The following is a 25,003-nucleotide window of genomic DNA, read 5'->3' on the forward strand; positions in this document are numbered from 1 at the left end:
CGCGCCGCCGCCGCCCCGTGCGCGCCCCGCCGCGCGCCGCCGCCGCCCCGTGCGCCCGCCCCGCCGTGCGCCCGCCGCGCCGCGCCCGCCCGCCGACTCCGCGCCCGTTCTCGCCCCGCTCAACCGTCCACCGACGCTTGCGGACCGCCCGCCGCCGCGGTGTCCGGCATCCGGGGGCGTCGGGCTGCCTCGGGCCGGGGTCGGCGGGTTACCCTGGGGGCATGTGGCGGTCGGGACCGGTGGATCACGTGCGTGGACTGGGCGACCACGACCACGTGTGCTGGCAGTACGACGGCCTGCCCGAGTTCCGCGCCCGCGCCGTGGAGTTCCTGACCGAGGGGCTCGCCCTCGGGCACCGCGTCCTGTACGTCGCCTCGGGCGAGGTCGACGCGCTGGTCGAGGACCTGCGCGGGATCGACGGGCTGGACCGGGCGCTGGGCGAGGGCTCCGCGCGGGTCGCGTCGCTGGACGCCACCTACCCGGTCGGCACGGTGATCGACCCGGTCCAGCAGGTGCGCGCCTACACCCGCGCCACCGAGGAGGCCGTGCAGGAGGGCTACACCGGTCTGCGGGTGGCCGCCGACTGCACCTCCCTGGTGGGCACCCCCGAGCAGGTCGAGGCGTTCGCCCGCTACGAGCACCTCATCGACCACTACATGGCCGACCGGCCGTTCTCGGCGGTGTGCGCCTACGACCGCACCCGGGTCGCGGAGAGTTCCATCCACCAGGTCGCCTGCATGCACCCGCGCACCAACGCGGTGGCGGCGGGCTTCCGCCTGCACGGCGCGGGCGGCCGGGTGACGGCGCTGGGCGGGGAAGTCGACCCGTTCACCTCCGACCTGTTCGCACTGGCCCTGTCCAGGGCCGACCTCCAGCCACAGGGCGGACGGCTGGTGCTCGACGCGACCGGCCTGGCCTTCATCGACCACCACGGCCTGCGCCGCCTCGCCGAGCACGCCGCCGCGCGCGACCTGGTCGCGGTGCTGCGCACGGACTGGCCGGGCGCGGCCCGGCTGGTCGAGCTGCTCCAGTTGGACAGCGTGTTCGTCGAGCAACCCGCATGACGGCACCTGCTCCCGACGCGTTCGTCCACCCCGCACTCTTCTACGGCTGTGACGACGAGTACCTCGCAGTCCTGGTGCCCTTCGTCACCGAGGGCCTCGCGCTGGGCCACCCGGTCGCCGTCGCGGTTCCCGGCGCGCGGCTGCGGCTGCTGCGCGAGGCGCTCGGCGGTGCCGCGCAGGACGTGCTGCTGCTCGACATGGAGCAGGCCGGCCGCAACCCCGGCCGGATCATCCCGACCGTGCTGCGCCGGTTCGCCGACGAGCACCAGGGCGTGCACGTCCGGATCGTCGGCGAGCCGATCTGGGCCGGCCGCAGCGCCACCGAGTACCCCGCCTGCGCCCAGCACGAAGCCCTGATCAACCTCGCCTTCGCGGGCCGCGACGTGACCATCGTCTGCCCCTACGACACCGCGTCCCTCGACGCCGCCGCGCTGGAGGACGCGCTGGTCACCCACCCGGTGGTCTGGCGCACCGACCGGCGGCACCCCAGCGGCCGGTACGCGCCGCTCACCGTCGTAAACCGCTACAACCAGCCGCTGCCGGCCGCCGAGGGGGCTCCGGAGGTGCACGTCGGCAGCTCGGCGCAGATCCGCGACGCCCGCAGGTTCACCACCGCGCAGGCCGGGCGGCTGGACCTGGGCGCCGAGCGCACGGCGGAGCTGGAGCTGATCGCCACCGAACTGGTCACCAACAGCCTGCGCCACTCCGGCGGCGGCTGCCGGCTGCGCGTCTGGACCGCCGACGGCCACCTGGTCTGCGAGGTCCGGGACGAAGGCCGGCTGGCCGACCCGCTGGCCGGTCGGCACCCGGCCCGGCCGGGGCAGTTCGGCGGCCGGGGCCTCCTGCTGGTCAACCAGCTCGCCGACCTGGTCCGGACGCACACCAGCCCGGAGGGCACCACGGTCTACGCGCTGCTGCGCCTGGACCGCCCGCCGCTGAGCTGACGACCGGGTCAGGGCGTTCTGGACGCGGCCTTGCGCCGGCGGACCAGGTTGGCCGCCGCGAGCACCGCGCCGAGGCCGATCAGCAGCAGACCGCGCAGCCACACCGCGCCGTCGACCTGGGTGAACAGCAGCAGGCACGACCCCAGCGCCAGCCACGGGACGACGACCGGCACCCGGAAGTGACCCGGTTCTCCCTCGTCCTCGCGCAGCTTCAGCACGGCGGCGTTGACGGCGGTGAACACGACCAGGAGCAGCAGCACGAGCGTTTCCGCCAGCTCGGCCACCTCGCCGGTGAGCGCCAGCACCAACGACGCCGCCGAGGTGACCAGGACGGCGACCCACGGCGTGCGGCGGCCGGGCAGGACGCGGGTAAGCGCGGTGGGCAGCAGCCCCTCGCCGGCCATGCCGTAGGCCAGGCGGGAGGACATGATCCCGGTGAGCAGCGCGCCGTTGGCCACCGCGACCAGGGCGATGACGCCGAACAGCCACTGCGGGACGCCGCCGGCCGCGCGCACGACCTCCAGCAGCGGCCCGTCGGACGCGGCCAGCCGGTCGGTGGGCACGACGGCGCTGGTCACCAGGCCGAGCAGCAGGTAGACGACGCCGGCGGTGGCCAGCGCGCCGAACAGCGCCCGGGGGTAGGAGCGGCGGGGGTCGCGGACCTCCTCGGCGAGGTTGACCGAGGTCTCGAACCCGACGAAGGAGTAGTAGGCCAGCACGGTGCCCGCCAGGACGGCGCTCACCGCGCTGCCGCCGGTCTCCACCTGGGTCAGCCGGGACGGGTCGGCGTCACCGCGCAGCACCACCCACGCGCCCAGCACGATGACGAGCACGAGCCCGCCGACCTCGATCAGGGTGGCGACGGTGTTGGCGCGCAGCGACTCCTTCACGCCCCGGATGTTCAGGGCGGCCAGCGCCGCGAGGAACACCACCACGACCGGCACGACGGGCAGCCGGACGAGCGCGTCGAGGTAGTCGCCGGCGAACGCGCGGGCGAGCGCGCCCACCGACACCACACCGCCCGCCACCATGCAGAACCCCACCAGCGACCCGGCGGCCGGCCCGAACGCCCGGGTCGCGTAGTGCGCCGACCCGCCGGCCCGGGGGTACTTCGTCACCAGCTCGACGTAGGCGGCGGCGGTGAGCGCGGCCAGGAACAGCGCGGTGAGCAGGGGCAGCCACACGGCCCCGCCCACCTCGGCCGCCACCGAACCGATGAGGACGTACACGCCCGCGCCGAGGATGTCCCCGAGGACGAAGAAGTAGAGCAGCGACGTGCTCGCGGCCCGTTTCAAGGTGGTCGACACGGGTGTTCGGTTCCCCGGCGGGGCAGGGGCCACACCTGCCCCGACCGCGTTCCGCGTCACGGACCGTCCGAACGGGACGGCTCGACACCCGGCGTCGGTCAGCGGGGCGTGCGCGCTCACGCGCTCCAGTCGGCTCCGGCCTTGTTCGGCGACGCCCTGCGGGCCAGGACCAGGCCCGTCGCCGCCATGCCCAGGCCGAGGCCCAGGTGCAGCCAGTTGTCGGCGGCGTTGAGCGGCAGCACGTCGGCGTCGGTGCCGCCGGCCAGCAGGCCGTAGAGCCACACCACGAGGTAGATCACGCCGCCGCCGACCAGGAACAGGCTCGCGCCGCGCACCGAGCGGGAGGCCGCCACGCCCCACACGCCGAACGCCAGGTGGACGGCGTTGTGCAGGACGGACACGGCGAACACGCCGAACAGCAGCGCGCCGGAGTGGTGGCCCGCGAACTGCATCGCGTCGAGGTCGGAGGTCAGGCCGGGGATGAACCCGGCCGTGCCGACCAGCAGGAAGACCACCCCCACGACCAACGCCGCCGTGCGCACCGGGGTTCGTGCGACCGCCTCGGACATGTCCACTCCTGTCGCTGATCGGGTTTCGTCGCGGTGAGCGGGAATCCGCGCCACCTCAGGGCTGTCGCCACTGCTCGTCGGCCAGCAGGCTGCTCGCCTGCGGTCCCATCAACAGCATCCCGCCGTCCACCACGAACGACGCGCCGGTCACGTACCCGGCGGCGGGCGTCGCCAGGAACGCCACCACCGAGGCGACCTCGCGCGCGTGCCCGGTGCGGCCCAGCGGCACGCCCGGACGCCGCTGCTCGCGCGGGTCCACGTCCTCCTGGCCGGTCATCGGGGTCGAGATCTCGCCGGGTGCCACCGAGTTGACGGTGATGCCGTGCTCCGCGAGCTCCAGCGCGAGCACCTTGGTCAGCGCGCCCAGCCCGGCCTTCGCGGCGCAGTACGGGGCCGCACCGACCCGGGGCGCGTGCTCGTGCACCGAGGTGATGGTGATGATCCGGCCGCCGCGGCCCGCGTCGACCATGTGCGCGGCGGCGCGCTGGGAGCACAGGAACGCCCCGTCGAGGTCCACCGACAGCACCGAGCGCCAGGTGTCGAACGACATCTCCAGCGCCTTCTGCGCGGTGCCCGTGCCGGCGCAGTTCACCAGCACGTCCACACCGCCCAGCTCGCCGGCCAGCTCGTCCACGACCGCCGCGCCGGCGGGCGGGTCGGTGAGGTCGAGCCGGCGCACGGCGGCCCGCACCCCGGCGTCCCGGACCTCGCGCGCGGTGCGGTCCGCGCCGTCCCGGTCCTCGTGGTAGGTGATGCCGACGTCGACACCGCCGCCGGCGAGCGCGACGGCGACGGCCTTGCCGATGCCCGAGTCGGCCCCCGTCACGATCGCCGTGCGGGGCAGCCCGGACCGGTCCTCCGGCAGCGGTGCGGTGGTCATGGCCACCGGGTACCCGGAACGCGCCGGCTGACCCCTCCACGTGGCGGACGTCGACGCTCACCCGATCGGGCGCACTCGTGGCACCGTCCCGGCGAGTCCACCCCGGTCCTCGGTGCCGCCGGGCGCGGCAGCTAACGAACGCGGCCTCCCGCGCGAGTTGTCAGCGGGGCGTTCGCCGAGCGCCCCGGCCGCCGGTGGCGAGCAACCGGTCCGAGGACCGTCGGGGGGGTGGAGCGGCGTGCGGGTGCCCGAGGTGCCGTCCGGTGCGGCCGAGCACGCCGACCGGCTGGCCGCGCGGCTCGACCTCGGCCCGGAGCCGGACCTCGCCGACTTCACGCCGCCGCTCGACGTCGTGGTCGAGCAGGCGGCGCGGACGGTGGTCGTGGTCGGCGGGCCGGGGTCCGGCAAGACCGCGCTGACCGTGGCCTACGTGCACGAGGTGGCGCGGCGGCGGCAACCGGGCGGACCGGTCGCCGTGCGCGTCGACCTGGCGACCTGGACGGCCGGCACCCCGGTGCGCGCGTGGCTGGTCCGCCTGCTGCGCAGCCGGCACCGGCTCCGCCGCGACGCCGCCGAGGCCGTCCTCGCGGCGGGCCTGCTGCACCCGGTGGTCGACGGGGTGGACGAGCTGGCACCGGACCTGCGGCCGGGCTTCCTGGCCGAGGTCGCGGCGCTCCCGTTCCCCGTCCTGCTCACCAGCAGGCTGCCCGCGCCGGACCTCCCGGTGCTGGCGCTCACCCCGGTTCCCCTGCACGCGACCCTGCACCGCCGGCCCTCGGTGGCCGAGGCGGTGCGCGACGACCCCTCGGGACCGGTGGCCACGGCGTTCGCCGACCCGGTCAACCGGTACCTGCTCGACAAGGCGCACACCGACGGGGCCGGCGACCCGCCGGCCCTGGTCGACCCGGCCGTGTTCCCCGACGCGGAGTCGATCGGTCGGCACCTGCTGGCGGACGCGGACTCCTCGGTGCGGCGGAACCTGCACTCGCTGGCGGACCTGTTCCGGCGGGACGGGGAGGGCGGGGTGGCCTGGTGGAGGGTGGGCGACCGCTACCCCCGGTGGGCCGTCCGCGCCGCAGTGCTCGTGGTGGCGGTGATCGCGGGCCTGGTGACGCAGGACGACGCGACCGCGTGGGTGCGGCGGGCGACGGGCCTCGACCCGGCGTCGCCCTGGTGGGCCGGTGGCGTCGTTGCGGTGCTGGTGGCCGGCGCGCTGCTGTGGGCCTCCCGGCCACGCCCACCCCGCCGGATCGACCGGGAACTGCTCAGCTCGAAGGCGGCGGCACTCGCGGTCGTCGGCGTGGCACTCGTCGTGACCAGCGCGTTCCTCGACCCCGGCCAGGTGTGGTCCAAGGCGGCCGAAACCCTGGGCGTCGGCCTGGTCCTGGCCTGGCTGTGGGTGGTCAGCACCCCGGTCGACGTGCGGCGGATGGACGCCCCGAGCCGGGTGTTGTTGCACGACGGGCTGGTCGCGGCGCTCTGGATGGTCCTGTGGAGCCTGGGATTCGTCGCACTCCTCCAGTTCGACCAGGTGAACAGGGGTGCTCTCCTGGTCGCCATCGTGATCGGCGGGTTGGCGGCAAGCGGCTCGTCCTGCAACCGCCTGATCGCGGGGACGTACGCCCGATCCGGCTCGTTCGTCGACTTCGTGGCCGCGATGAGGATTCCGGAGCTGGTGCGCCGCGAGGGCGGCGTCCTCCACCTCCGCACGGAGGCGGTCCGGCAGGCGCTGGAGGACTCGCGGTTCGAGCAGGTCGGCCCGCGTTCCGCCGGTTCCCCCGCCGCGCAGGTGATCGAGCTGCGGCACGAGCTGGCCGAGGAGGCGTGCCGCCGCGACGACGTCCGGAGCCTGGTGGACGCGGCGACCTACAAGGACTTCGTGGCGCGGATCGCGGAGGACGTCCGCACCGCGACCGGGGTCATCGTGCCCACGGCCTCGACCGCGCGCAGCCGGTACGAGCAGGCCAAGGACGACTACGCCCGTGCCCTCCTGCGTCTGCCGCTGGACGCGGCCGAGAGGGTCAACGCGCTGGCGTGGGTCGTCGGTTCGGTCGGCTGGTCGATGGCATCCGGGACGGTCGTGGTCCTCTTGCTCCAGTCGCTCGGCCTCACCGCCCTGCCCACCGCGATCGTCGCAGTGGGTGCTGCGCTCGCACTGAGTTTGCTGGTCGAGGCCCGGCAGTGGCGCGGTATCGCCAGAGAGGCCGCCGCGCTGGCTGCCTTGGGGGTCTCGATCGGGTCGTCCGTTTGGTTTTTCCGCCTGTGGGCGGATGTCAAGGGTTTGGTGCCGTGGCCGGCCGTGCTCACCGCCATCGGCGCGGGGACGCTCGCGGGCCTCCTCTTCCTGGCCACGCGGACGTACCGGGCTTCGGTGGTCGGCCTGCGGTCCGACGACCCGCAGCGGTGGCCGGCGGACGCCGTCGCCCGTGCCCGCGCCGCGCGGGGGAGCGCGGTGGACGCGCGCCGCGCGTGGGTCGACGTGCTGGTCGAGCGCGGGGTGCGCCCGCTGGTCGGCGCGCGGCTGGCGTCCGTGGCCGAGCGGTCCTACGCCGTGGAGCTGCCGCCCGGTGACGTCCGCCGGCTGGGGCAGCTGACCGACGTGGCGCAGTTCGTGGCGACCGAGACCAGCCGGCACCTGGCGGACCTGATGAAGGCGATGTCCGGCGGGGCCATCGGGGTGAGCGGGCCCCGTGGCGTCGGCAAGAGCACGGTGCTGGCGATGTTCGGCCGGTTCGACACCGACGTGCACTTGGACGCGACCCGGGTCGTGGTCCCCGCTCCCACCCACTACGCGCCGCGCGACTTCCTCGCCTACCTCTACGCCGGCCTGTGCGAAGAGGTGCTCCGCGACCCGCGCACACCACCCGACCGGAACCGGAGCCGGACGCGGAAGTGGCCGTGGCTGGTCGTGTCCCTGGTGGGCGCGCTGGTCGCGGTGGGTGCCTGGCAGGTGGAACACCTCGTGACGGCGGCGGCGTGGGTGCCGGAGCACCTGCGGGCCCTGGTGATCGGTGCGGGGGTCGTCGTTGCGTTGGCACCGCTCGCCGTGCTGCGGGTCGCGGCGCGGCGGGCCGGGCACCCCGACGACGAGGTGGTGCGCGAAGCGCGGCGCAGGCTCGACGGCATCCGGTACGTGGAGACCGCGACCGTGACCCGCACGGCCACCGCCAAGCCGCCCGCCGTGGCCGAGTTCGGCGGTTCGCACGCGCGGGCCAGGGCCGGCCAGGTCAAGACGTTCCCCGAGCTGGTGGGGGAGTTCCGCAGCTTCCTCGCGCTGCTCACCGGCCGGCGCGGCACGCCGGTCGTGGTGTGCGTGGACGAACTGGACAAGATCGGGTCCACCGACGAGGCGGAGCGCTTCCTCAACGACATCAAGGCGGTCTTCGGCGTCGAGGACTGCTTCTTCCTGGTGGCGGTGTCCGACGACGCCCTCGCGTCGTACTCGCGCCGCTCCTCGACGGTGCGCACGGCCTTCGACTCGGCGTTCGACGTCGTGGTGGGCGTGCGGCGGTTCGTCGTGGCGGACACCCGGCGGCTGCTGGTCCGGCGCGTGGCCCAGCTCCCGGAACCGTTCGTGTGGTTGTGCCACGCGCTGTCCGGCGGCCTGCCCCGCGACCTCAACCGGGTGGTGCGCGAGCTGTACGTGCACCACGCGTCGACCGGTGACCGCCACCTCGCCGAACTGACCCGCGCGCTCGTGCGCACCGACCTGGAAACGGTGGTCGACGGGCTGTCGAGCCGGCTGGCGGACCGCTTCGACCCCTTCGCCGTGCGCCTGCGCCGCCACCTCGTCGCCGCCCGCCGGCTGGAGCCGACGGTCCGCGCGCTGCGCAGCCACCCGTCGCTGCCGACCCCCGAGGACGCGCCCGACGACCTGCTCATGGTCCACGAGCAGCTCCGCGCCTACCTGGTCTACGCGGCCACCGTCCTCCAGGTCTTCGGCGACCGCGTCGACCGGGTGGTCGCCGCGCTGGCCGGCACCGGAGCCGAGGAGGTCGAGTTCCTCGCCCTGGCCCGGACGCACCTCGCCACCGACCCGGTCGCCGCCGTCGCGTACGTGGACGACTGGAAGGGGTTCGAAGAACGCGCGACGGTTCGCCCGCCCCGGCTCGGCACCACCGCCCGGGGCGGCGCCGACCGGTGATCCGGGGACGGGTGCGGAATTCCGCCCGGAAACACCGTCCCGGTGTGGAATCGGATCACCGGCCACCGGCGGCGGTTGATCACCTTTCGGCCGGCCGGCGCGCGGAGGTCGGCGGTATCGATGGTGTCGACACCGTCGAACAGCAGATCGAATACCGTTCGGCGCTTTCCGCTGAAATGTGGAGGGTGGCAAGTGCAAATAGTTGCCCGGATCACGACGCGGTCAATACACTCGGCGCGGCGGTGGTAATTCGGAATCGGCGCGTCGTAGTGGGGGAGCCATGGGCGGCACTCGGAGGTCCACCGTCTGGACCCGGTCGGCGGGTCTCCTGCTCACCGTCGGCGCGGGGTGGCTGGTCGCCATGGCGCTGGGCGTGGAGGACGCCCCGAGTTCGCCCGGCTACCTCTTCGCGGTCAACGCCCTGCTCGGGTTCGGCCTCTACGCCAGCACCCGGGGCATCGACCTGGCCGAGTTCCGGCGGCACTGGGGCACGGTGGTCGCCGCCGTCACGCTCGGCGTGCTGCTCAAGGTGGCGCTGATCTTCGGCGTGCTGTACCTGTTCCACAGCCGCCCCGAGCACCTGCTGCTCGCGGTCGCGGTCGCCCAGATCGACCCGCTGTCGGTGGCCGCGCTGCGCGCCGGGTCGCGGCTGTCGGAGGCGGGGAAGACGCTGCTCGCGGCGTGGTCGTCGTTCGACGACCCGATCACCGTCCTGCTCACCGTCTACCTCACGGCGCTGGTCGTCGGCGGCGACGCGCCGCTGTCCGGGGCCGGTCTCGGCACCTTCGCGGTCAACCTCGGGCTGAACGTGGCGCTGGCCGGCGCCGCCTTCGCGCTGTGGCACGCGATCCGCCGCCGGCGCGCGTCACGACCGGGTGGCGGCGGTCCGGCGGGCCGGGCGGCGATGGTGGCGGCCGTGCCGGCGGTCGGCCTGCTCGCCGCCAGGTTCTCGCTGCTGCCCGCGCTGGCCCTGATCGGGCTGTTCTACCGGCCGGGCCGGGACGCCGACGTCGACCGCGCCGCCCGCGTGGTGATGTACCTGGGGACGTTCGCGGTCGGGCTGGTGCTCGTCGGCGGGGTCGACCTGGCGACCGGGGCGCTGCTCGGACTCGCGGCCTTCCTCGCCCAGGTCGTCGCCGCCGTCCTGCTCACCGCCCGGCCGCAGTGGCGCGGCGACCGGACGCGGCTGGCCCTGGGGCAGCAGAACGGCCTGACGGCGGTCATCCTGGCGCTGATGCTGGCACCCGTGCTGCCGGACGCGGTGGCGGTGATCGCGCCCGCCATCGTGGTGGTCAACCTGCTGCACGCGGTGACCAACTCGGCCTTCGACCGCTTCCGGCCGCCCAAGCCCGAGCCCGAGCCCGCGCCGGAGCCGGAGTCCGAGCTCGCCACCCCGCCGGTCGTCCGGACGGCCTTTCCGGCGGTGCCGCCACGGCCGGCGCTGCGCGTCGAAATCCCGTCCGTCGTGGACGCACCCGTGCGGCATTGAGCCGCACCGACCGCACGTGCATTTCCGCACATCGGCGGCAGGTGCATATTCCCATGATCTATTCCACGTCACCCGGAAATCCGTCACCGGGTGCTTGCCCCGGATACCGGTGGTGACCAGCGGGCTTCGGCCGTCCGGTGCCAATGGGTGGTCGTTCGTGTGTTGTCGAGTAACTCAACCGGCTGACTGGCGATTATATCGTCGGTAAAGTCCGGACGTCCGACTGCGAGGGGGACCGGGTGCGAGCGACGCGGGTGACCACGGCCGCCGACCTGTCGCGCGCGCTCGTCACGCGGGCGGTCCCGGCCGCGAGGGGGCGTCGATGACGTCGGACCCGGTCAACCCGTTCGTCGTTGACCCGTTCGTGTCGGCGAGCCAGGCGCTCGTGCCGTTCAAGGAAGACCATGATGGCCTGTACGTGCCGGTGGACGACAGCGAGAGGCAGTACCTGATCTTCCAGAGGCAGTTGGGCGACCTGTCGTCGGTCATGACCTCCGGCCGCGCCGTCCTCGCCACGGGCGACACCGGGTGCGGCAAGTCCGCCCTGCTCAACCGCTGCGCGAACTGGGTGAAGACGCAGTTGGCGCAGCGCTCGGTCGTGGCGAAGGTCGTCGACGCCACGCGCGTGCACTTCATGGTCGAGGGCCTGGCGCTCGCCGAGCGCATGGTCGTCATGTGCGACAACCTGTTCGACCTGATGGACCAGAGGGGCCTGATCCGGTCCGAGTTCCGCGACGAGTTCGAGCGGAACCGCCGGGAACCCGACCGCGTCTACCGGAACCTGGACCGGTACATGCCCCCGAACCACGTGCTGATCCTGCTCCTGCCGGCGTCCGGCGACCTCTGGCGGGAGGTCACCCGGTACGCGGTGCACGCCCGGCCCCGCGTGCTGTTCATGCTGGAGTCGGACAAGTTCGGCCGCGAGGACGTCGACCGGATCGAGCGCGAGGTCGCCAAGTGGACCAGGATCGTCGTCCTCACGTCCGGCCGCCTGGTCGAGGGGGACGTGCGGCGGTTCGTCGAGGCGCGCACGGAGCAGAACGCGTCCCGGGGCCGGTTCCCGCGACTCACCGACGACACCGTCGCCGCGATCGGCAAGCGGCTGCACACGGTGGCGCAGTTGCAGGAGACGCTGCAGAGGACGTTCGACTACCTGATGGACCACGCGGACGACTACGGGGACGCCCTGGTGACCGTCGAGCACATCATCGAGGCCACCGAGCACGTCTCGAAGGACGGATGGGAAAGCCGATGAACGGTGAACGCGACGAAGCGACGCCCTTCCGCAACCCGTTCTCCACCATGGCGGTCTCCCGCGTGGCGACCTTCGACCGGGACCTGGGGACCGCCGAGGTCACCGTCCAGACCGACGGGATCCGCCGCGCCGTCGCCGCGCTGACCGGCTACCTCGACGCGCCGCCGACCCGCACCGGCGACCCGGCCCCGGGCACCGTGCTGCTCATCGTCGGCGAGCACGGGACCGGCAAGTCGCACCTGGCCCGGTACCTGGTGCGGCGCGCGGCGTCGCGCCTGGAGGACCGGACGAGGTCGCTCTACCTGGAAGCCACCGCCGAGAACGTGCTGCGCGCCTACCAGCGCCTGCTGGGCCACCTCGGCGTGGAGCAGGTCCGCGCGCGGGTCAGCGACTTCTACGCCGACATCGTCGCCGAGCAGCTCCAGGACACCGGTCTCGCCGGCCACGCCGTGGAGCTGCTGCGGCGGCGCGAGGTCGAGCCGCACGAGGTGGTCCGGCAACTGCGGCTGATGGAGAGCGAGCTGCTGCGCCGGGTGCACCGCAAGCTCAGCGACGTCACGGAGAACGAGGACTTCGGCCTGGCGCTGTCGTTGCTGCTGCGGCCGGGGTTCGAGACCGCCGTGTGGGGCTGGCTCAACGGGGAGCCGCCCGCGCCCGTCCTCACCGACCGGGACATCCTCGACCCGATCTCGGGCGACCTGGACGTGCTGGAAGCGATGGGCGTCGTCGCGCTGCTGTTCGGCGACCGGGAGCGGCGCTTCGTGCTGGCCATCGACGAGTTCGACAAGATCTTCCCGTCGACCGAGGACCGCGCGCTGCGGCTGGCGTTCCAGAAGATGCTGGAGGTGTTCTCCAAGGCGGGCGCCTGCCTGGTGCTGTGCGGGCAGCCGGACTTCGTGTTCTCGCTCGACCCGGGCACGGCCGAGCGGATCACCACGCCCGTGCGGCTGACCGGGTTGAGCGCCGCGCAGGTGCGGGAACTGGTCGAGCTGGCGCAGGAGGCCGAGTTCGGCAGCCGCCGGCTGGAGCCGTTCTCGCCGGGGACCGTCGAGTACGTGGCCATGGTGACCGGCGGGAACGTCCGCAAGGTGATCCGCATGTGCCACGCCCTGTACCAGGCGGCGCACCGGGACGCGGACGGCCTGGTGACCGACGAGATGGTGCGGGAGGTCGCGCGGGAGCAGCTCGGCCCGCTCAGCCCCGACGAGATCGTGCTGGCGATCCACCGGGTCCTGGAGCGCGAGGGCTGGAGCTACCAGCCGGACCACTACCTCTCCCTCGGCCAGGACGCCCGGGTGGACTTCTGGCTCACCTTCCAGGACCGCTCCGGCGGGTGCGCGGTGATCGTCACCGACTCGGTCCTGACCGAGGCCGACGCGGGCGCGGTGCGCCGCCGGGTCTCCGCCGTGACCGGCTCCGCGTCCGGTGCCGAGGTCGTCCTCGTGGTCAACGGGGTCGTCGCCGCCGAACCGGCCCACGACCTGCGCGTGCAACTGGGGCGCAAACCGCTGCTGCACAACAGCCGCAGCTTCGCCGAGGACCTGGCGGCGGCGATCCGGGCCGCCGCGAACCTGCTGCCCGGCAAGCCGGGCGGCGACCGGGGCGACGCCGTCCGGCAGCGGATCGACCAGATCAACCGGCAGCAGTCCAGCCTCTACGGCTTCGTGGAGCAGCTGGCCGAGCACATCGACGGGCTGCGCACGTCGTCGGACCGCCGGCTGGCCGAGATCCAGCAGCAGCTCACCGGGCTCACCGGCACCCCGGAACCGGTCGAGGAGCGCGCCACGGCACCGGGTCTGCCGGTCGCCGTCGCGCGCCTGTTCGACGACGTGCTGGCGGCGCTGGAGGAGGTCGCCCAGACCGGGTTGATGATGCGCCAGACCTTCGCGGGCGACGACGAGGCACCGGCCGCGCTGCGGGCGGTGCAGAACCGGCAGGAGTCGGCGGGCTACCTGGAGGCCGTGGGCACCGCCGAGATCCTGAAGCACGCCCTGGTCGCGTTCCAGGACGCCGTGCTGAGGTGGCACCAGTCCGACGAGGTGCTGCGCTCGGCGGGCGAACTGCCCAAGAGCACCCTCGACGCCCTGTACGAGACGTGCCGGACCTACGACGGGGTGATCGCGTTCCTGCCGCTGCACAAGCTCGAACCGCTCATCCACCTGACCCCGTGGACGGCACCCGGCGGGACGGTCACCGACCTCGGGCGGCCCGCGCGGCGGTACCGGCTGCGCGACCTGCTGGAGGACGTCAGCGCGCAGGTCCGCCGGGCCTCGGTGCGCGTGGCGTCACCGGGCCGGGGCTGACGCCTCGGCCGCGCGCGAGGCGGTGCGCCAGCCGGGCGATGCGCTCGTCGGCGTCGCGCACCCGGCTCTGGTCGAGCGTGACGCCGACCAGGTACTCCCCGGGGTCCAGCTGGTAGTAGTAGACGGCCCCGCGCTCGACGTCGAGCACCAGCCGCGTCACCAGGCCACCGGCCGCCGCGCCGGACAGCATCCGGTTGAACTTGCGGACGATCGACTCCAGCTGCCAGCCGAACTCGCGGTAGAACGCCCGCCGGTCCTCGACCTCCACCTTGGTGTAGAACCGGTCCAGGGACGCGTGCCCTAGGTGGTCCGCCTCCGCCACGACCTCGCCGTCGGCGTGGTAGGCGAGGTAGTGCACGTCCTTCGGCCGAACGGTCGCGGCCAGCCCGGCGCGCACGTCCTCCGGCACGGGCGCGAACTCCGCGACGCAGGGGTCCTCCACGTGGTTCACCGACGACAGCGGACGGGTGGCGTGCGCGGTCTCCCACCCGCCGTGGTTGAGCGACGGGAGGCTGATCAGCGTCCGCAGGTCCGTGGTGAGCTTCGCCAGCTCCTCGTCCACGGCCGCCACGGCGTCGTCGTCGGTGAGCGGCCCCGCCACGGCGGCCGGGGCGGTCTCCGCGACGACCACCACGTACTCGCGCGGGATCACGAAGTTGCAGACGACCTCGCCGCGCTCGGTGTGCACCACGGTGCGGATGAGCGGCCCGGTGTCGGGTTCCTGGAGCTGGCCGTCGAGTTCCTCGGCGAACTGCGCGACCCGCCGCCCGAGCTGCTGGAGCGCGACCCGCCCGTCGAACTCCTCGCCGAGGCGGTCGAAGGAGAACCGGAACACCCCCTTGCTGACGTACCCGACGTACGGCAGCGAAGCGTGCCGGCCGACCGCCTCGCGGGCCACCCGCCGCGCGGCGGACAGGGTGGTGCCGAGCAGCGGCGCCGCGTCCTCGCTCGGCTCCCGCCACCCCTCGTCGGGATCACGTCTGGGGGATGTCGACATCGCTGTCCCTCCACTCGTTGTCGCGCTCGGCACCCGGCTGCTGGGCCACGGTCAGGTTGTGCGCGGCGGTGTCCGTGGTGCGGTGTTTGCGGCCCAGGTAGCCCCGGCACTGCGCGAAGACCCGGGACAGCTGCTTGACCGCGCTGGACACGTCACCGCGCGCGGCGGTCAGCCGTGCCACCGCCACGGCCGCCGCCTGCGTCCACGGGTGCGACCCGGTGAGGCGCTCCAGCAGGACCCGGTGCGCCGCCGCGACCTCCACCGCGCCGCCCTCGACGTCGCCCGCCGCGCGCAGGGCCGACCCCAGGGACAGCCGGGCGACCGCGACGAACGGGTGGTCCTCGGCGAGCCGGGTGTGGTCGCGCAGGCCCGCCACGACATCGCGGGACAGCTCGACGGCGCGGGCCGGGTCGCCCGTCGCCTTGCAGTCCAGTGCGTAGCTGAGCGCGCAGGACAGCGTCTCGGGGTGCGAGCGGCCCTGCACCTCCTTGAAGCGGCACCAGGTCTCGCGGCTGCGCGTCAGCGCGGACTCCGGGTCGCCCCTGAGCCGTTCGGTGATCGACAGGTGCCACTGGGCGGCCAGCTCCGCCGGGCTGTTGCGCGAACCGCGCCAGTGCAGGTGTTCGGCCGCGCGCCGCAACGACCGGGCGGCCCGGTCGTAGTCGCCGGTCTCGCGCTGGTAGACGCCCACGCGGGTGAGCGACCACCAGGTGTCCGGGTCGTCCTCGCCGAACAGCCGCAGCCGGCGGTCGAAGTTGTCCTGCTCCAGCTTCAGCGCCGCCGCCGGGTCGCCGGACAGGAACAGCGACCCCGCCAGGTTGTTCGCCGCGCTGCGGGTGTGCGGGTGGTCGTCGCCGAAGTTCTGCCGGAAACCCGCCCAGGTGGCCCGGTCCTCGTCCAGCGACTCGGCGAACATCCCGGCGCCCCGGAGGTCGCCGCCGAGCCCGCGCGTGGTGATCAGCGTCTGGGTGTCGGTCAGGCCGCCGGACGCCGCCCGCTGGTGGCCCACCGCCTCCTCGTCCAGGCGCAGCGCCAGTCCGGCCCGGCCGAGCCTGCGCTCGACGTTGGCGAGCTGCGTCGCCAGCCGCGCCCGCAGCGGGTCGTCCGGCCCGAACCGCTCGACCCACCGGGCCAGCAGGTCGTGCGCCGGTCTCGTGGAGAGCCTGCCCGCGCCCGTGCCGCCGTCGGTGTAGAGGAACCGGAGCTGGTTGACCAGCCACCGCCGGACCTCGTCGTCCCCGCTGTCCACCGCGCCGGACGGGAACACGTGCTTCTGCAGCTCCCGGTACCGCCAGGCGCGGTACCGCCGGCCCTCCTCGGACTCCTCGGCCTCTTCCGCCTCCGTCGGCGCGAACGCGGCGAGCGCGCGGAGCACCTGCGCGCGTCGCGCCTCCCGGTCGTCGTCGGACATGCGGCCGATCACCGCGCGCTGCACGTCCTGGTGCACCCGCACGGAGTTGTGCTCGCCCCAGTCGACCTGGAAGAGGCCGAACCGCACGCAGAGCCACAGGACCCGGTCGACCTCCCAGGAGTCCAGCCGCAGGAACCGGGCGTCCTCGCCGCACGCGGCCAGGAGCGCGGACACCACGGCCGAGGACCGCACCAGCCGCAGCCCGATCCCCTGGGGGGACAGGAAGGAGCACAGCTCCGCGAGGACCACCGCCGTGCGCCCGGCCGGGTCCCGGGACAGCGCGTCCACGATCGGCGGCACCAGCCGCGCGACCACCCCCTGGTGCTGGGAACCGTTGTCCGCCACGGCTTTCAGCAGGTTCTGCACCGACCACGCGACCGCGTCGGTGGTCGCGGTCGCGGCAAGCCGTTCCCGCGCAACGGTTTCCACCAGCCACGACGCGGCGAGCCCCAGCGCCAGCGGGAGGTGGTCCACGGCCTGCGCCACCCGTTCGGCGTCGTCGGCGCCCAGATCCGTGACCCGGTCCAGCAGGAAGCGCTTGCCGTGCCGGGCGGAGAAGCCGCCCAGCTCCAGGTCCGGCGCCGAGGTCGAGGAGGTGACCAGCACGTGGCCGGGGCCGCGCGGCAGCAGCCCGTCCAGCACGCCGGGCGCGTCCGCGTTGTCGTAGACCAGCAGCCACCGGGGCGAACCCCGGTCCGACCCCAGCCCCGCCAGCGGCCAGGCCGCGTCGTCCCCGGCGTCGACCCGGACGGACCGGTCCTCCGCCCGGGTCCGCGAGACCAACCGGGACAGCGCGATCATCACGGCCTGGTGGTCGTGCGCGGGCACCCACCACACCACGTCGTAGTCGCCCTTGAACCGGTGGGCGTACTCCAGCGCCAGCTCGCTCTTGCCGACCCCCGACCGGCCGCCGACCGCGACCGGCCCGTCGGCGGCGAGCAGGCGGTCCCGCAACGCCTCCAGGTCCCGCTCGCGCCCGGTGAACCCGTCGAGGCGGGGAGGCAGCAGCAGGGTGCGCGGGGTGGCACCGGGGAAGCCGGTGCCCGCGCGGGTCGGGTCCACGCCGCCGACGAGGTCCAGGCCCGCCAGCAGCCGGGCCCGCGCGTCCTGGCCCGGCAGGTCGGCGAGGTCGACCTCGCGCCCGCCGGCGGTCTTGCGGGTCCCGTTGCCGCCGACGCGGACCCGCGTCACGTCGAGGTCGCGCCCGGCGCGCAGCGCGGCGAGCTCCCGCTGCTCCGGGGACCCCTCCCAGCGCGCCGAGTGGACCACCAGCAGCTCCACGGGGTCGCCGTCGTCCAGCCAGTGCTCCCGCCCGCGCAGCAGGGCGGCGTGCGTGCCGGCGCTGCCCAGCACCCCGCACACCCAGTCCGCCCAGGCGCGGTCCGCCGAGTGGTGGGCCACCAGCACCCGGTCCTGCTCACCGGCCGCCCCCATGCCGAACGCCCGGCGGTAGCGGAGCCCGGTCGACCGCCGCACCGGCGCCATGCGGGTCACCGCGCCGCCGGTGACCTCGTCCGCCAACCGCTCGTACTGCGCCCGCAGCCCCGCCGGGTCGCCCGGCTCCTCCACCAGGACGGCCAGCAGCGGGTCGAACGCCTCGAAGGGCCGGTGCGGCAGCTGGATCGCCTCGCACGCCCCACCCGACCCCGTGCCCGACCCCGATCCCGGCGCGGCGAAGCGGGAGAACTCGGCCCGGATGGCGTCCAGGCTCTGCCGGGCGCGCGGGTCGTAGCCGTGGTCGAACAGGGTCACCAGCGGCACGACGTCCACCGGGCCCGGCGCGTGCTCCCGCACCCGGTCGGCGAGGGCGGCGGCGTCCTTGATCGCCTGCGGCATCGGCACGAAGCAGACCACGCCCACCGCCGCCACCTCCGCGACGGCGGGCAGGAAGTCGTCGCCCCGGTCCACCGGCGCGTCGACCAGCACGTGGTCGTACCGCGCGAGGGCCGGGCGCACGGTCGACTCGACCAGTTCGGCGGGCGGCACCCCGTCCGGGGCGTCGACCACGTCCACGTACCCGTCCCAGTCCGGCAACGCGTACCGGACGGCGGTGGTCGACGGGTCTGCCGGCTCGACCTCGGCCACCCAGAAGCGCGCCAGGTACTGCCGCACCCGGGGCGGTTCGGAGCTCCCGTCCAGCACGAGGACGCGGTTGCCGGCGCTCGACAGGACCCACGCCAGGTTGGCGACCGCGCTCGTCCGACCGGTACCACCGGATGTCGACAAGAAGGCGACGACGGTAGCGCGCTTTGAGCTGCTCATCACTACTCCAGATCGCCGTGCGCGGATGAGGGATTACCCCTGTTCCGCTTTATTGCGGACACTCCGGTGAAATTCACTCGGATGGCGGCAGAGATCGGCTCACACCGAACTCTGGAAGGCGGCGTACTGGTCGGTGGCATGTCGTTCGGTGAGTATCCGCCGCAGGGAATCGCGCAGCGCCGGGGCGGTGACCAGCGTCAACTCCGACAGGTTCGCCTCGGAGAGGTCGAGGAGCTCGGACTCCAGCGCGCCGTCTTCGGTCATCTCCTGCCTCCCACGTCGTCCACCTGAGACCGTGCTCGGGAATCACCGCCACCGGAATGCGCCGTTCAGGCGACTGAGCCGGCGGGTGCGGTACCCGGGCAGTGAGGCTAGCCGAAGATTCCGGGGACCTCCCGGCAATCCCACGGACTCGGGGAACGCCTCGCCGGGTTCGGACGAGTTCGGCGACACCGTCCGCCGACCGGTCGTGGAGGTGCGGTGCCCCCGAAACTGCGGATGACCCGACCCGTGTTCGACGCCCTGGCCCGGGGCGGCGGCGGAGTCGCGGCCGTGGACCTCCTGACGAGGGTCCGCCGGAGCCGCACGCTGCAACTGATCCGCCTCGTCGCCGACCGGTGGCCCGGGTCCCGCCGGGCCTTCGACGACCTGACGGCGCTGCCCGCCGAGGCCGTCCGCCGGGTGGTCGACCACCCGGCGGTGGGCGCGTGGGCGACGCGCACGGCGATCGGCAGCGGCGAACCCGCCTGGCTGGCCCACGTGGCGTGCGCGGCGGCGGTGCGGGCCGGCGTCCGCACCGCACCGCGCCTGCCCCGCGTGCACCGGGCGTGGCTGCCCACCCTGGGCGCGCTGGAGGAGGCCGACGCTTCGAGGTGGGAGCCGACCCCGCGAGTCGCCGTCCCCGGCGGGCCGACCTTCCTGGTGGAGCGCTGGGAGGACATCGGCTCGACGGCGCTGCTGCCGTTCGCGGAAGACCTGGACCTGCCCCGGTGGCAGGACGGCGTGACCCGGGCGTGGCAGGTCCTGGCCCGCGACCACGCGGACGTGGCGGGCGAACTCGTCGCCGCGATCACCGTCCTGGCACCCCTGCGGGAACCGGCGTCGGGCGTCAACAGCGCCACGCACGCCGACGCGTACGGCTGCGTCTTCATGTCCCCGCCGAAGGACCCGGAGATCACCGCGATGACGTTGGCCCACGAACTGCAACACACCAAACTGGTGGCGCTGATGGACCTGTTCCCGTTGGTGGCACCGGACGAGGGCAGGCGCTACTACGCCCCGTGGCGCGACGACCCGCGCCCGGCCATCGGCCTGCTGCACGGCGCGTACGCACATCTGGGCGTGGCGAAGTTCTGCCGGAGAGCCGGCCGCGAGGTCGAGTTCGCCCGCTGGCGCACCGCCGCGCTGGAAGTGTCGAGAACGCTGCTGGCAAGCGGAGAGCTGACCGAGACCGGCCAGGATTTCGTGCAGGGCATGGAAACCACCCTGAGGAGGTGGTGCGAAGAACCCGTTTCCCCCACGGCCCACTCCGAAGCCCACCGCCTGGCCACCACCCACCGAGCCCGCCACGACACCACCCACGGCCGGTGACGAGGAGATCGCCTGCTCGGGACGGCGGGAACGGTCAGTCGGAGCAGACCGACCGCCACCGTGCGAGCTGGTCGCGGGTGAAGATCGTGTTCGGGTGCCGGGGGCCCATGATCCGCTGATGGTCGCTCAGCAAGGTCGTCAGGTGCGCGACAGCGCCCGCCGGATTCCCGGCCTCGCCGAGCCACTGCGCCAGGTTGCGCCGCACGGTCAACGTGTGCGGGTGGTCGGGTCCCAAGACCCGCAGGTGGTGGGAGAGGAGTTGCTCCATGGTGGTCGTCCTCTCGCTCGACCCGGTCAGTTCACCCAGCGCGTGAGTGAGACTGCGCTGCGTCGACAGGGTGAAGTAGTGGTCGGCTCCCTTCACCCGGACGCAGTCGGCGAGCAGGGCGCGGAGCTCGGCGACAGCGCCACCCAGGTCGCCGGTCCGCCCGCGCCAGAAAGCGAGGTTCCGCCGGGTCACCATGGTGGCCGGGTGGTCCGGCCCCTCGATCCGCAGCCGATCGGGGAGCAGGTCCTCCAGCATGGCCACGGCCGCGTGGGCATCGCCGGCCTTGCCGACCCAGTGGGCCAGGTTCACCCTCGTCGCCAGGGTGTGCGGGTGGTGCGGTCCGAGCAGCCGCAGTCGGTCGGCGAGCAGTTCCTCGAAGGCGAGAACCGCCGCTCGCACCTCGCCGGTCTCCCCCTGCCAGTGCGCGGACTCGTGGCGGACGACCAGTGCGTCGGGGTGCTCGGGAGCGAGGTGGCGCGAGGACGCCCGCCGAAGTCCCTCGTAGTAGTCGTGAGCCGCGTCGACTTGGCCACTTCGCCCGAGGCTGTCCCCGGCCCGGATGACCACCGCGTGCAGGGACGGCGACCACAACCCCTCGGGTGAGCAGTCGTGCACAGCGGCCGTGTTGGCGCGCAGCGCGCGGGACAGTTCCGCGTCGCGCTCGATCTCCGGCCAGGAAGAGACGAGCGCGTCGGCCACGATCCTCGCCACGGTCGCCACCCGGTCCGCGTGCTGATCCCGCACGGCCCGCTGGACCAGCGCGTGGACCCGGATTTCGGTGTGCGCGCTGCTGCTGTCATAGCGGAGCAGGCTGAGCCGGGCCAGACCCATCAGCGCGTCGCGCACGTCCTCGTCCTCCACCGGTCTGCCGCTGGTGCTCCGGAGGAGACCGAGGATCGCCGGCTCCGTGAGAAGCCGTTCCGGTACGCCGTTGGGGTCCAGCACCGCCAGCACTTCCAGGACCGGACCGGCCAGTCCTTCCGGCACCAGGCGGTTCGCGTGCTCGACCGACATCGACCAGGTCACGGCGAGCGTGTGCCGGTACTGGTCCGGGACGGCGTCCGGCTCCGGCAGGAGGGAACCGAGGGTCCGTCGCCGGTCGGACCACCGCACGAGGTAGTCGGCACAGGTCAGTCCCCTGTCGAGCTGGTAGGCGGCGGCCTGCGACAGGGCGAGCGGCAGGTGGCCCAGGACCCGGCCCAGTTCCGCTGCCCCGACGGCCAGGTCCGCGCCGAGCTTGGACCGCAGGTACCCGCCGGCCTCCTGGTCCGTGAACAGGCCGACGTCGACCAGGCACCGACCCGGGCCGCGCAGCGCGGCGTCGCGTCGCCGAGTGGTGACGACGACCCGACCGGAATGGGCTCGGGGTGGCCAGAGCCCGTCGAGGAACGCCGGGGTGCCGAGATCGTCGAGGACCACCAGCCACCTGACGGGCGCGGTGGCCAGCCACTCGACGAACCTGGTCGCACCCACCACGGGATCCGGTTCGTCGATGCCGGTCAGCTCGGCGGCCAGCCGTGCGAAGTCGCCGATGACGGCCTCCCGCGACGTCGCCGTCACCCAGGCGAGCATGTCGACCGCTCCGGCCTCCCACACCAGTTGCGAGAAGTCGGCCGCCAGCTGGGTCTTGCCCACCCCTCCCAGCCCCGACAGCACCCCCACGTGTCCGGCGGACTCCACGAACGTTGCTTTGCCGGCGTCATAACCGAGTGCAGCGGCCAAGATTCCGGTCACCGAGCGGTTCTGGAAGGCATCGGCGCGCGAAAGAACCGGCCCGAACCGGTGGGGGAACGCGACAACCGGCGGAACGCCGTGCACGTTCACGTCGCCGTGCACGACCTGCGCCTGCACCACGTTGCCGACGACCTCGCCGTCCACCTTGTTCGACACGACTCTTCATCCTCGACGACAAGGCCCCCGTCGGCTCCGCAGATGTGCGGCCACGCCGGCGGACAGGCTGCCTTCAACGAGCGACCGTTGAGCCGATCAGGTGAAGCGACGCGGAACCCCGGTGACCATGAGAAGCGCGAGCGGACTCTGAGAACCTGGGGGACAACGGGCAGGAGCCCGACGAACAGGGGGAGTGGACATGAACAAGTGGAGGACGGCGGCAGCCACCGCAGCGGTCTTGGCGGTCGTGGCGCCCCCACCGGCCGTCGCCCAGGACGTGCCGATGCCGCCACTGGGGCTCTTCCTGCTCCGCAACGTGGAGACGGGTTACTGCGCCGACCTCCCGTTCTTCGGTCCGGGAACCCTGGACGGACCGGTCAACCAGTGGCACTGCCGACCGGGTTCGCAGGACAACCAGGTGTGGCAACGGGTCGACAGCGCCGACTCCGCCGGCAGCTTCGCGCTGCGCAACATCGCCGGCGGCCTGTGCATGGACGTGCCGTACTACGACGCGGTACCGACCGGCACGCCGATCAGCCAGTACCACTGCGACGCGGACACCGACGACAACCAGTCGTTCACGCTGCGACCGAGCCCGACCGGCTGGCTGTTCACCCACGACAAGACGGGCCTCTGCCTCGGCGCCGACGGCGGGTTGGACGCCCGGCTGACCTTGGAGTGGTGCGGATCGGCCCCCGACCAGTGGGAGTGGATCAGCCCCAACGCCTGACCCGGTCCCGTGGTCGATCGGACGGTTCGGCGAACGGCGGACTGGGTAGATCGACAGGGGACGACTCGGGGGAGGCTTCGGTGGCACAGCGGATCTCGTACGGCAAGGTGCTCCTGGTCGGGCTGCTCGCGGGTGTGATATTCGGTGTGGCGCAGGGTTTGTTGCGGGACAACGTCTGGGTCGGTCTGGCGATGGGCACGGTGTTCGGCCTCGTCATGGCGATCATGATGCGGAAAACGGTGGGCTCCACGGCACTGCGCGGCCTGGACCGGGGACAGCGTCGCACCATCTCCCGCGCGCTGCGCCGAGGCGTGCCGGTCGAGGACGAGCGGTTGGCACGCCCTCTGGTGAAGCAGGCCGACGCGGTGCTGGCCATGCCGTACCCGGACACGGTCCTGCGGGTGGTGTTCATCATCCTGGGCTTGCTCGGCCTGCTGGTCGAGGTGCTGGGCTTCCTGGACGAGGGTGTGTCGGGCCTGGGCGGCGGGGCCTTGCTCATCCTCTTCTCGTTGCTGCTGCTGCTCGTCATCCTCCCACTGGGCCACCGCCAACGTGACCGGGTCCGCCGTTCCCGCAACGCCACCCGGGAACACCACCAACTGTCCGAAGTGGACACCCCTGCCGACCGCTGACCGACCGGACCCGTACCACCGGTCCACCGTCTTGGAGATCGCGATGCTCGGCAGGACCCACGCTGCGACCGGGTGGTGCGCAGGTCTCGCCCTGGCCCCGCTGCTCGGCGCGCACACCCTGCCGCAGGCGGTGGTGGTCGCCACGGTCACGGCCGGGTCCGCGCTCCTCCCGGACCTCGACCACGGCAGCTCCCGCGCGTCCCGCTTCGTCGGCCCCCTCACCGGGCTGCTGTCCGCCCTCGCCCAGGGCGCCTCCCGGGGCCTCTACCAGCTCACCAAGGGGCCGCGCGACGAACCGGTGTCCGGCGAGCACCGGCACGCCACCCACACGCTGGCGTTCGCCGCCCTCCTCGGCTGGTGGATCAACTGGGCGACCGGCTCGATGGGCACGTGGGCGGTCGGCGCGGTGCTCGCGGTCGCGGCACTGCTCGCGGTCGACGCGCTGGGGGACTGGGTGCTCGCGGCGGCGGCCTTCGTCGCGTTGCTGTGGCTGGCCAACGGGAACCCGGAGCACGAGCTGGCCGCCGTCGCGGGGTGGATCGGGTGGGCGGTCGCGGCCGGGTGCCTGGTGCACTGCCTCGGCGACGCCCTGACCCTGTCCGGCTGCCCGTTCCTGTGGCCGATCCCGATCGCCGGCGAGACCTGGTACGAGATCCGGCCACCCCGCCTGCTGCGGTTCCGCACCGGCGGTCCGGTCGAGCAGTTCCTCGTCCTGCCGGCGTGCACGGTGGCCGGGGTGCTGCTGCTGCCCGGGGTGTGGCCGATGCTGCTCGACCTCACCGACCACTGATCACGGCCGCTGCTTGACCCCGGCCCGCAGGAGCCCGACCACCTCGGCGATCCGCGCCGCACGCACTTCCGGCCGCCGCCGGGCACCGTCGAGCCACCGCAGGTAGGCACGGCGGTAGAACTGGGCGAGCGAGTCGAAGAACGCCCCGGCCTCCGGGTCGGCGTCGAGCGCGGCGGCGAAGTCCTCGGCGAGGTCGGCGCGTTGCGGCCCCTCCGGGGTGAGGACGACCTCGACGGCGTCACCGGGCACCAGCTCGTGGTCCCGCCGCCAAGCCGGGCCGAGCACGACCCCGTGACCGGCCTCGAACTTCTCGACAGCCCCACGAACCGCGTGACCACCGACCGTGCCCGAGATGTGGTGACGGACTTTGACACCCCAACTCTGATCGGGGTCGAAGGGGATCGGCACGAAGACCCGACCGCGTCCGTCCTCGGACACCGTGGTGGCAAAGCGACGAGTTGTCGTCATGGGCGCGACA

18 protein-coding genes are annotated in these 25,003 nt (G+C 73.6%); 10 read left to right on the plus strand and 8 right to left on the minus strand.

Annotation, left to right across the window (positions count from 1 at the left end):
- The first annotated feature begins 239 nt into the window (after positions 1 to 239).
- A complete protein-coding gene (locus AB0I60_RS36910; RefSeq protein ID WP_360738772.1) occupies positions 240 to 1,064 on the plus strand; it encodes an MEDS domain-containing protein in 825 nt (274 codons plus the stop codon).
- A complete protein-coding gene (locus AB0I60_RS36915; RefSeq protein WP_360738774.1) occupies positions 1,061 to 2,008 on the plus strand; it encodes a sensor histidine kinase in 948 nt (315 codons plus the stop codon). Before AB0I60_RS36910 ends, AB0I60_RS36915 begins: the two co-directional genes overlap by 4 nt.
- Positions 2,009 to 2,016: 8 nt before the next feature.
- Here the strand turns inward: AB0I60_RS36915 and AB0I60_RS36920 are convergent, their stop codons facing one another.
- The 3 genes from AB0I60_RS36920 to AB0I60_RS36930 all read right to left on the minus strand — a co-directional run bounded on the left by AB0I60_RS36920 (position 2,017) and on the right by AB0I60_RS36930 (position 4,764).
- Entirely contained in the window at positions 2,017 to 3,315 is a 1,299-nt protein-coding gene (locus AB0I60_RS36920; protein WP_360738776.1) for an APC family permease, read from the minus strand.
- A gap of 116 nt (positions 3,316 to 3,431) precedes the next feature.
- Complete coding sequence (locus tag AB0I60_RS36925) at positions 3,432 to 3,884, minus strand: DUF4383 domain-containing protein (RefSeq protein ID WP_360738779.1); 453 nt, start codon at positions 3,882 to 3,884, stop codon at positions 3,432 to 3,434.
- Between the two features lie 55 nt (positions 3,885 to 3,939).
- The gene (locus AB0I60_RS36930) at positions 3,940 to 4,764 is read right to left on the minus strand and encodes an SDR family oxidoreductase (protein WP_360738782.1); all 825 of its coding nucleotides are present in this window, start codon (positions 4,762 to 4,764) and stop codon (positions 3,940 to 3,942) included.
- A gap of 238 nt (positions 4,765 to 5,002) precedes the next feature.
- Here AB0I60_RS36930 and AB0I60_RS36935 point away from each other — a divergent pair, with 238 nt between their 5' ends.
- The 4 genes from AB0I60_RS36935 to AB0I60_RS36950 all read left to right on the plus strand — a co-directional run bounded on the left by AB0I60_RS36935 (position 5,003) and on the right by AB0I60_RS36950 (position 13,955).
- On the plus strand, positions 5,003 to 8,908 hold the full coding sequence (locus AB0I60_RS36935; protein WP_360738784.1) for a hypothetical protein: 3,906 nt from the start codon (positions 5,003 to 5,005) through the stop codon (positions 8,906 to 8,908).
- Positions 8,909 to 9,188: 280 nt separating this feature from the next.
- Positions 9,189 to 10,397, plus strand: a complete 1,209-nt coding sequence (locus AB0I60_RS36940; protein ID WP_360738787.1) for a hypothetical protein — start codon at positions 9,189 to 9,191, stop codon at positions 10,395 to 10,397.
- Positions 10,398 to 10,719: 322 nt separating this feature from the next.
- Entirely contained in the window at positions 10,720 to 11,652 is a 933-nt protein-coding gene (locus tag AB0I60_RS36945) for a hypothetical protein (protein ID WP_360738789.1), read from the plus strand.
- Positions 11,649 to 13,955, plus strand: a complete 2,307-nt coding sequence (locus AB0I60_RS36950; RefSeq protein WP_360738791.1) for an ATP-binding protein — start codon at positions 11,649 to 11,651, stop codon at positions 13,953 to 13,955. Before AB0I60_RS36945 ends, AB0I60_RS36950 begins: the two co-directional genes overlap by 4 nt.
- On the opposite strand, the gene AB0I60_RS36955 is transcribed toward AB0I60_RS36950, so the two are convergent.
- From AB0I60_RS36955 to fxsA, 3 genes are all read right to left on the minus strand, one after another.
- Entirely contained in the window at positions 13,900 to 14,952 is a 1,053-nt protein-coding gene (locus AB0I60_RS36955) for a hypothetical protein (protein ID WP_360738793.1), read from the minus strand. The genes AB0I60_RS36950 and AB0I60_RS36955 overlap by 56 nt on opposite strands.
- On the minus strand, positions 14,930 to 18,589 hold the full coding sequence (gene fxsT, locus AB0I60_RS36960; RefSeq protein WP_360738796.1) for an FxSxx-COOH system tetratricopeptide repeat protein: 3,660 nt from the start codon (positions 18,587 to 18,589) through the stop codon (positions 14,930 to 14,932). The genes AB0I60_RS36955 and fxsT overlap by 23 nt, the downstream gene beginning before the upstream one ends.
- Positions 18,590 to 18,724: 135 nt before the next feature.
- A complete protein-coding gene (gene fxsA, locus AB0I60_RS36965) occupies positions 18,725 to 18,889 on the minus strand; it encodes an FxSxx-COOH cyclophane-containing RiPP peptide (protein ID WP_360738798.1) in 165 nt (54 codons plus the stop codon).
- Between the two features lie 216 nt (positions 18,890 to 19,105).
- Here fxsA and AB0I60_RS36970 point away from each other — a divergent pair, with 216 nt between their 5' ends.
- Entirely contained in the window at positions 19,106 to 20,215 is a 1,110-nt protein-coding gene (locus tag AB0I60_RS36970; protein ID WP_360738800.1) for an HEXXH motif-containing putative peptide modification protein, read from the plus strand.
- A gap of 34 nt (positions 20,216 to 20,249) precedes the next feature.
- Here the strand turns inward: AB0I60_RS36970 and AB0I60_RS36975 are convergent, their stop codons facing one another.
- Positions 20,250 to 22,373 carry a tetratricopeptide repeat protein gene (locus AB0I60_RS36975; protein WP_360738803.1) on the minus strand — a complete coding sequence of 708 codons (2,124 nt, stop codon included), beginning with the start codon at positions 22,371 to 22,373 and terminating at the stop codon, positions 20,250 to 20,252.
- A 199-nt stretch (positions 22,374 to 22,572) separates the two neighbouring features.
- Between AB0I60_RS36975 and AB0I60_RS36980 the strand changes: the two genes are divergently transcribed.
- From AB0I60_RS36980 to AB0I60_RS36990, 3 genes are all read left to right on the plus strand, one after another.
- Positions 22,573 to 23,103 (plus strand): RICIN domain-containing protein, encoded by a 531-nt coding sequence (locus tag AB0I60_RS36980; RefSeq protein ID WP_360738806.1) that lies wholly within the window; start codon positions 22,573 to 22,575, stop codon positions 23,101 to 23,103.
- An 80-nt stretch (positions 23,104 to 23,183) separates the two neighbouring features.
- Entirely contained in the window at positions 23,184 to 23,735 is a 552-nt protein-coding gene (locus AB0I60_RS36985) for a hypothetical protein (RefSeq protein WP_360738808.1), read from the plus strand.
- Positions 23,736 to 23,778: 43 nt separating this feature from the next.
- Positions 23,779 to 24,525 (plus strand): metal-dependent hydrolase, encoded by a 747-nt coding sequence (locus tag AB0I60_RS36990; protein ID WP_360738811.1) that lies wholly within the window; start codon positions 23,779 to 23,781, stop codon positions 24,523 to 24,525.
- Here AB0I60_RS36990 and AB0I60_RS36995 read toward each other — a convergent pair whose 3' ends face one another.
- Positions 24,526 to 24,993, minus strand: a complete 468-nt coding sequence (locus AB0I60_RS36995; protein ID WP_360738813.1) for a YdeI/OmpD-associated family protein — start codon at positions 24,991 to 24,993, stop codon at positions 24,526 to 24,528. It lies immediately after the preceding gene.
- Positions 24,994 to 25,003: the final 10 nt, after the last annotated feature.

Origin of the sequence: Actinosynnema sp. NPDC050436 (genome assembly GCF_040655415.1) — a bacterium.
Classification (GTDB): domain Bacteria; phylum Actinomycetota; class Actinomycetes; order Mycobacteriales; family Pseudonocardiaceae; genus Actinosynnema.

What these genes read in the sequence shown, in the direction of transcription:
- AB0I60_RS36980 (WP_360738806.1), top strand. Translation starts at nt 22,573, where the DNA reads ATGAACAAGTGGAGGACGGCGGCAGCCACCGCAGCGGTCTTGGCGGTC.
- AB0I60_RS36930 (WP_360738782.1), bottom strand. Translation starts at nt 4,764, where the DNA reads ATGACCACCGCACCGCTGCCGGAGGACCGGTCCGGGCTGCCCCGCACG.
- AB0I60_RS36955 (WP_360738793.1), bottom strand. Translation starts at nt 14,952, where the DNA reads ATGTCGACATCCCCCAGACGTGATCCCGACGAGGGGTGGCGGGAGCCG.
- AB0I60_RS36915 (WP_360738774.1), top strand. Translation starts at nt 1,061, where the DNA reads ATGACGGCACCTGCTCCCGACGCGTTCGTCCACCCCGCACTCTTCTAC.
- fxsA (WP_360738798.1), bottom strand. Translation starts at nt 18,889, where the DNA reads ATGACCGAAGACGGCGCGCTGGAGTCCGAGCTCCTCGACCTCTCCGAG.
- AB0I60_RS36940 (WP_360738787.1), top strand. Translation starts at nt 9,189, where the DNA reads ATGGGCGGCACTCGGAGGTCCACCGTCTGGACCCGGTCGGCGGGTCTC.
- AB0I60_RS36950 (WP_360738791.1), top strand. Translation starts at nt 11,649, where the DNA reads ATGAACGGTGAACGCGACGAAGCGACGCCCTTCCGCAACCCGTTCTCC.
- AB0I60_RS36995 (WP_360738813.1), bottom strand. Translation starts at nt 24,993, where the DNA reads ATGACGACAACTCGTCGCTTTGCCACCACGGTGTCCGAGGACGGACGC.
- AB0I60_RS36925 (WP_360738779.1), bottom strand. Translation starts at nt 3,884, where the DNA reads ATGTCCGAGGCGGTCGCACGAACCCCGGTGCGCACGGCGGCGTTGGTC.
- AB0I60_RS36945 (WP_360738789.1), top strand. Translation starts at nt 10,720, where the DNA reads ATGACGTCGGACCCGGTCAACCCGTTCGTCGTTGACCCGTTCGTGTCG.
- AB0I60_RS36990 (WP_360738811.1), top strand. Translation starts at nt 23,779, where the DNA reads ATGCTCGGCAGGACCCACGCTGCGACCGGGTGGTGCGCAGGTCTCGCC.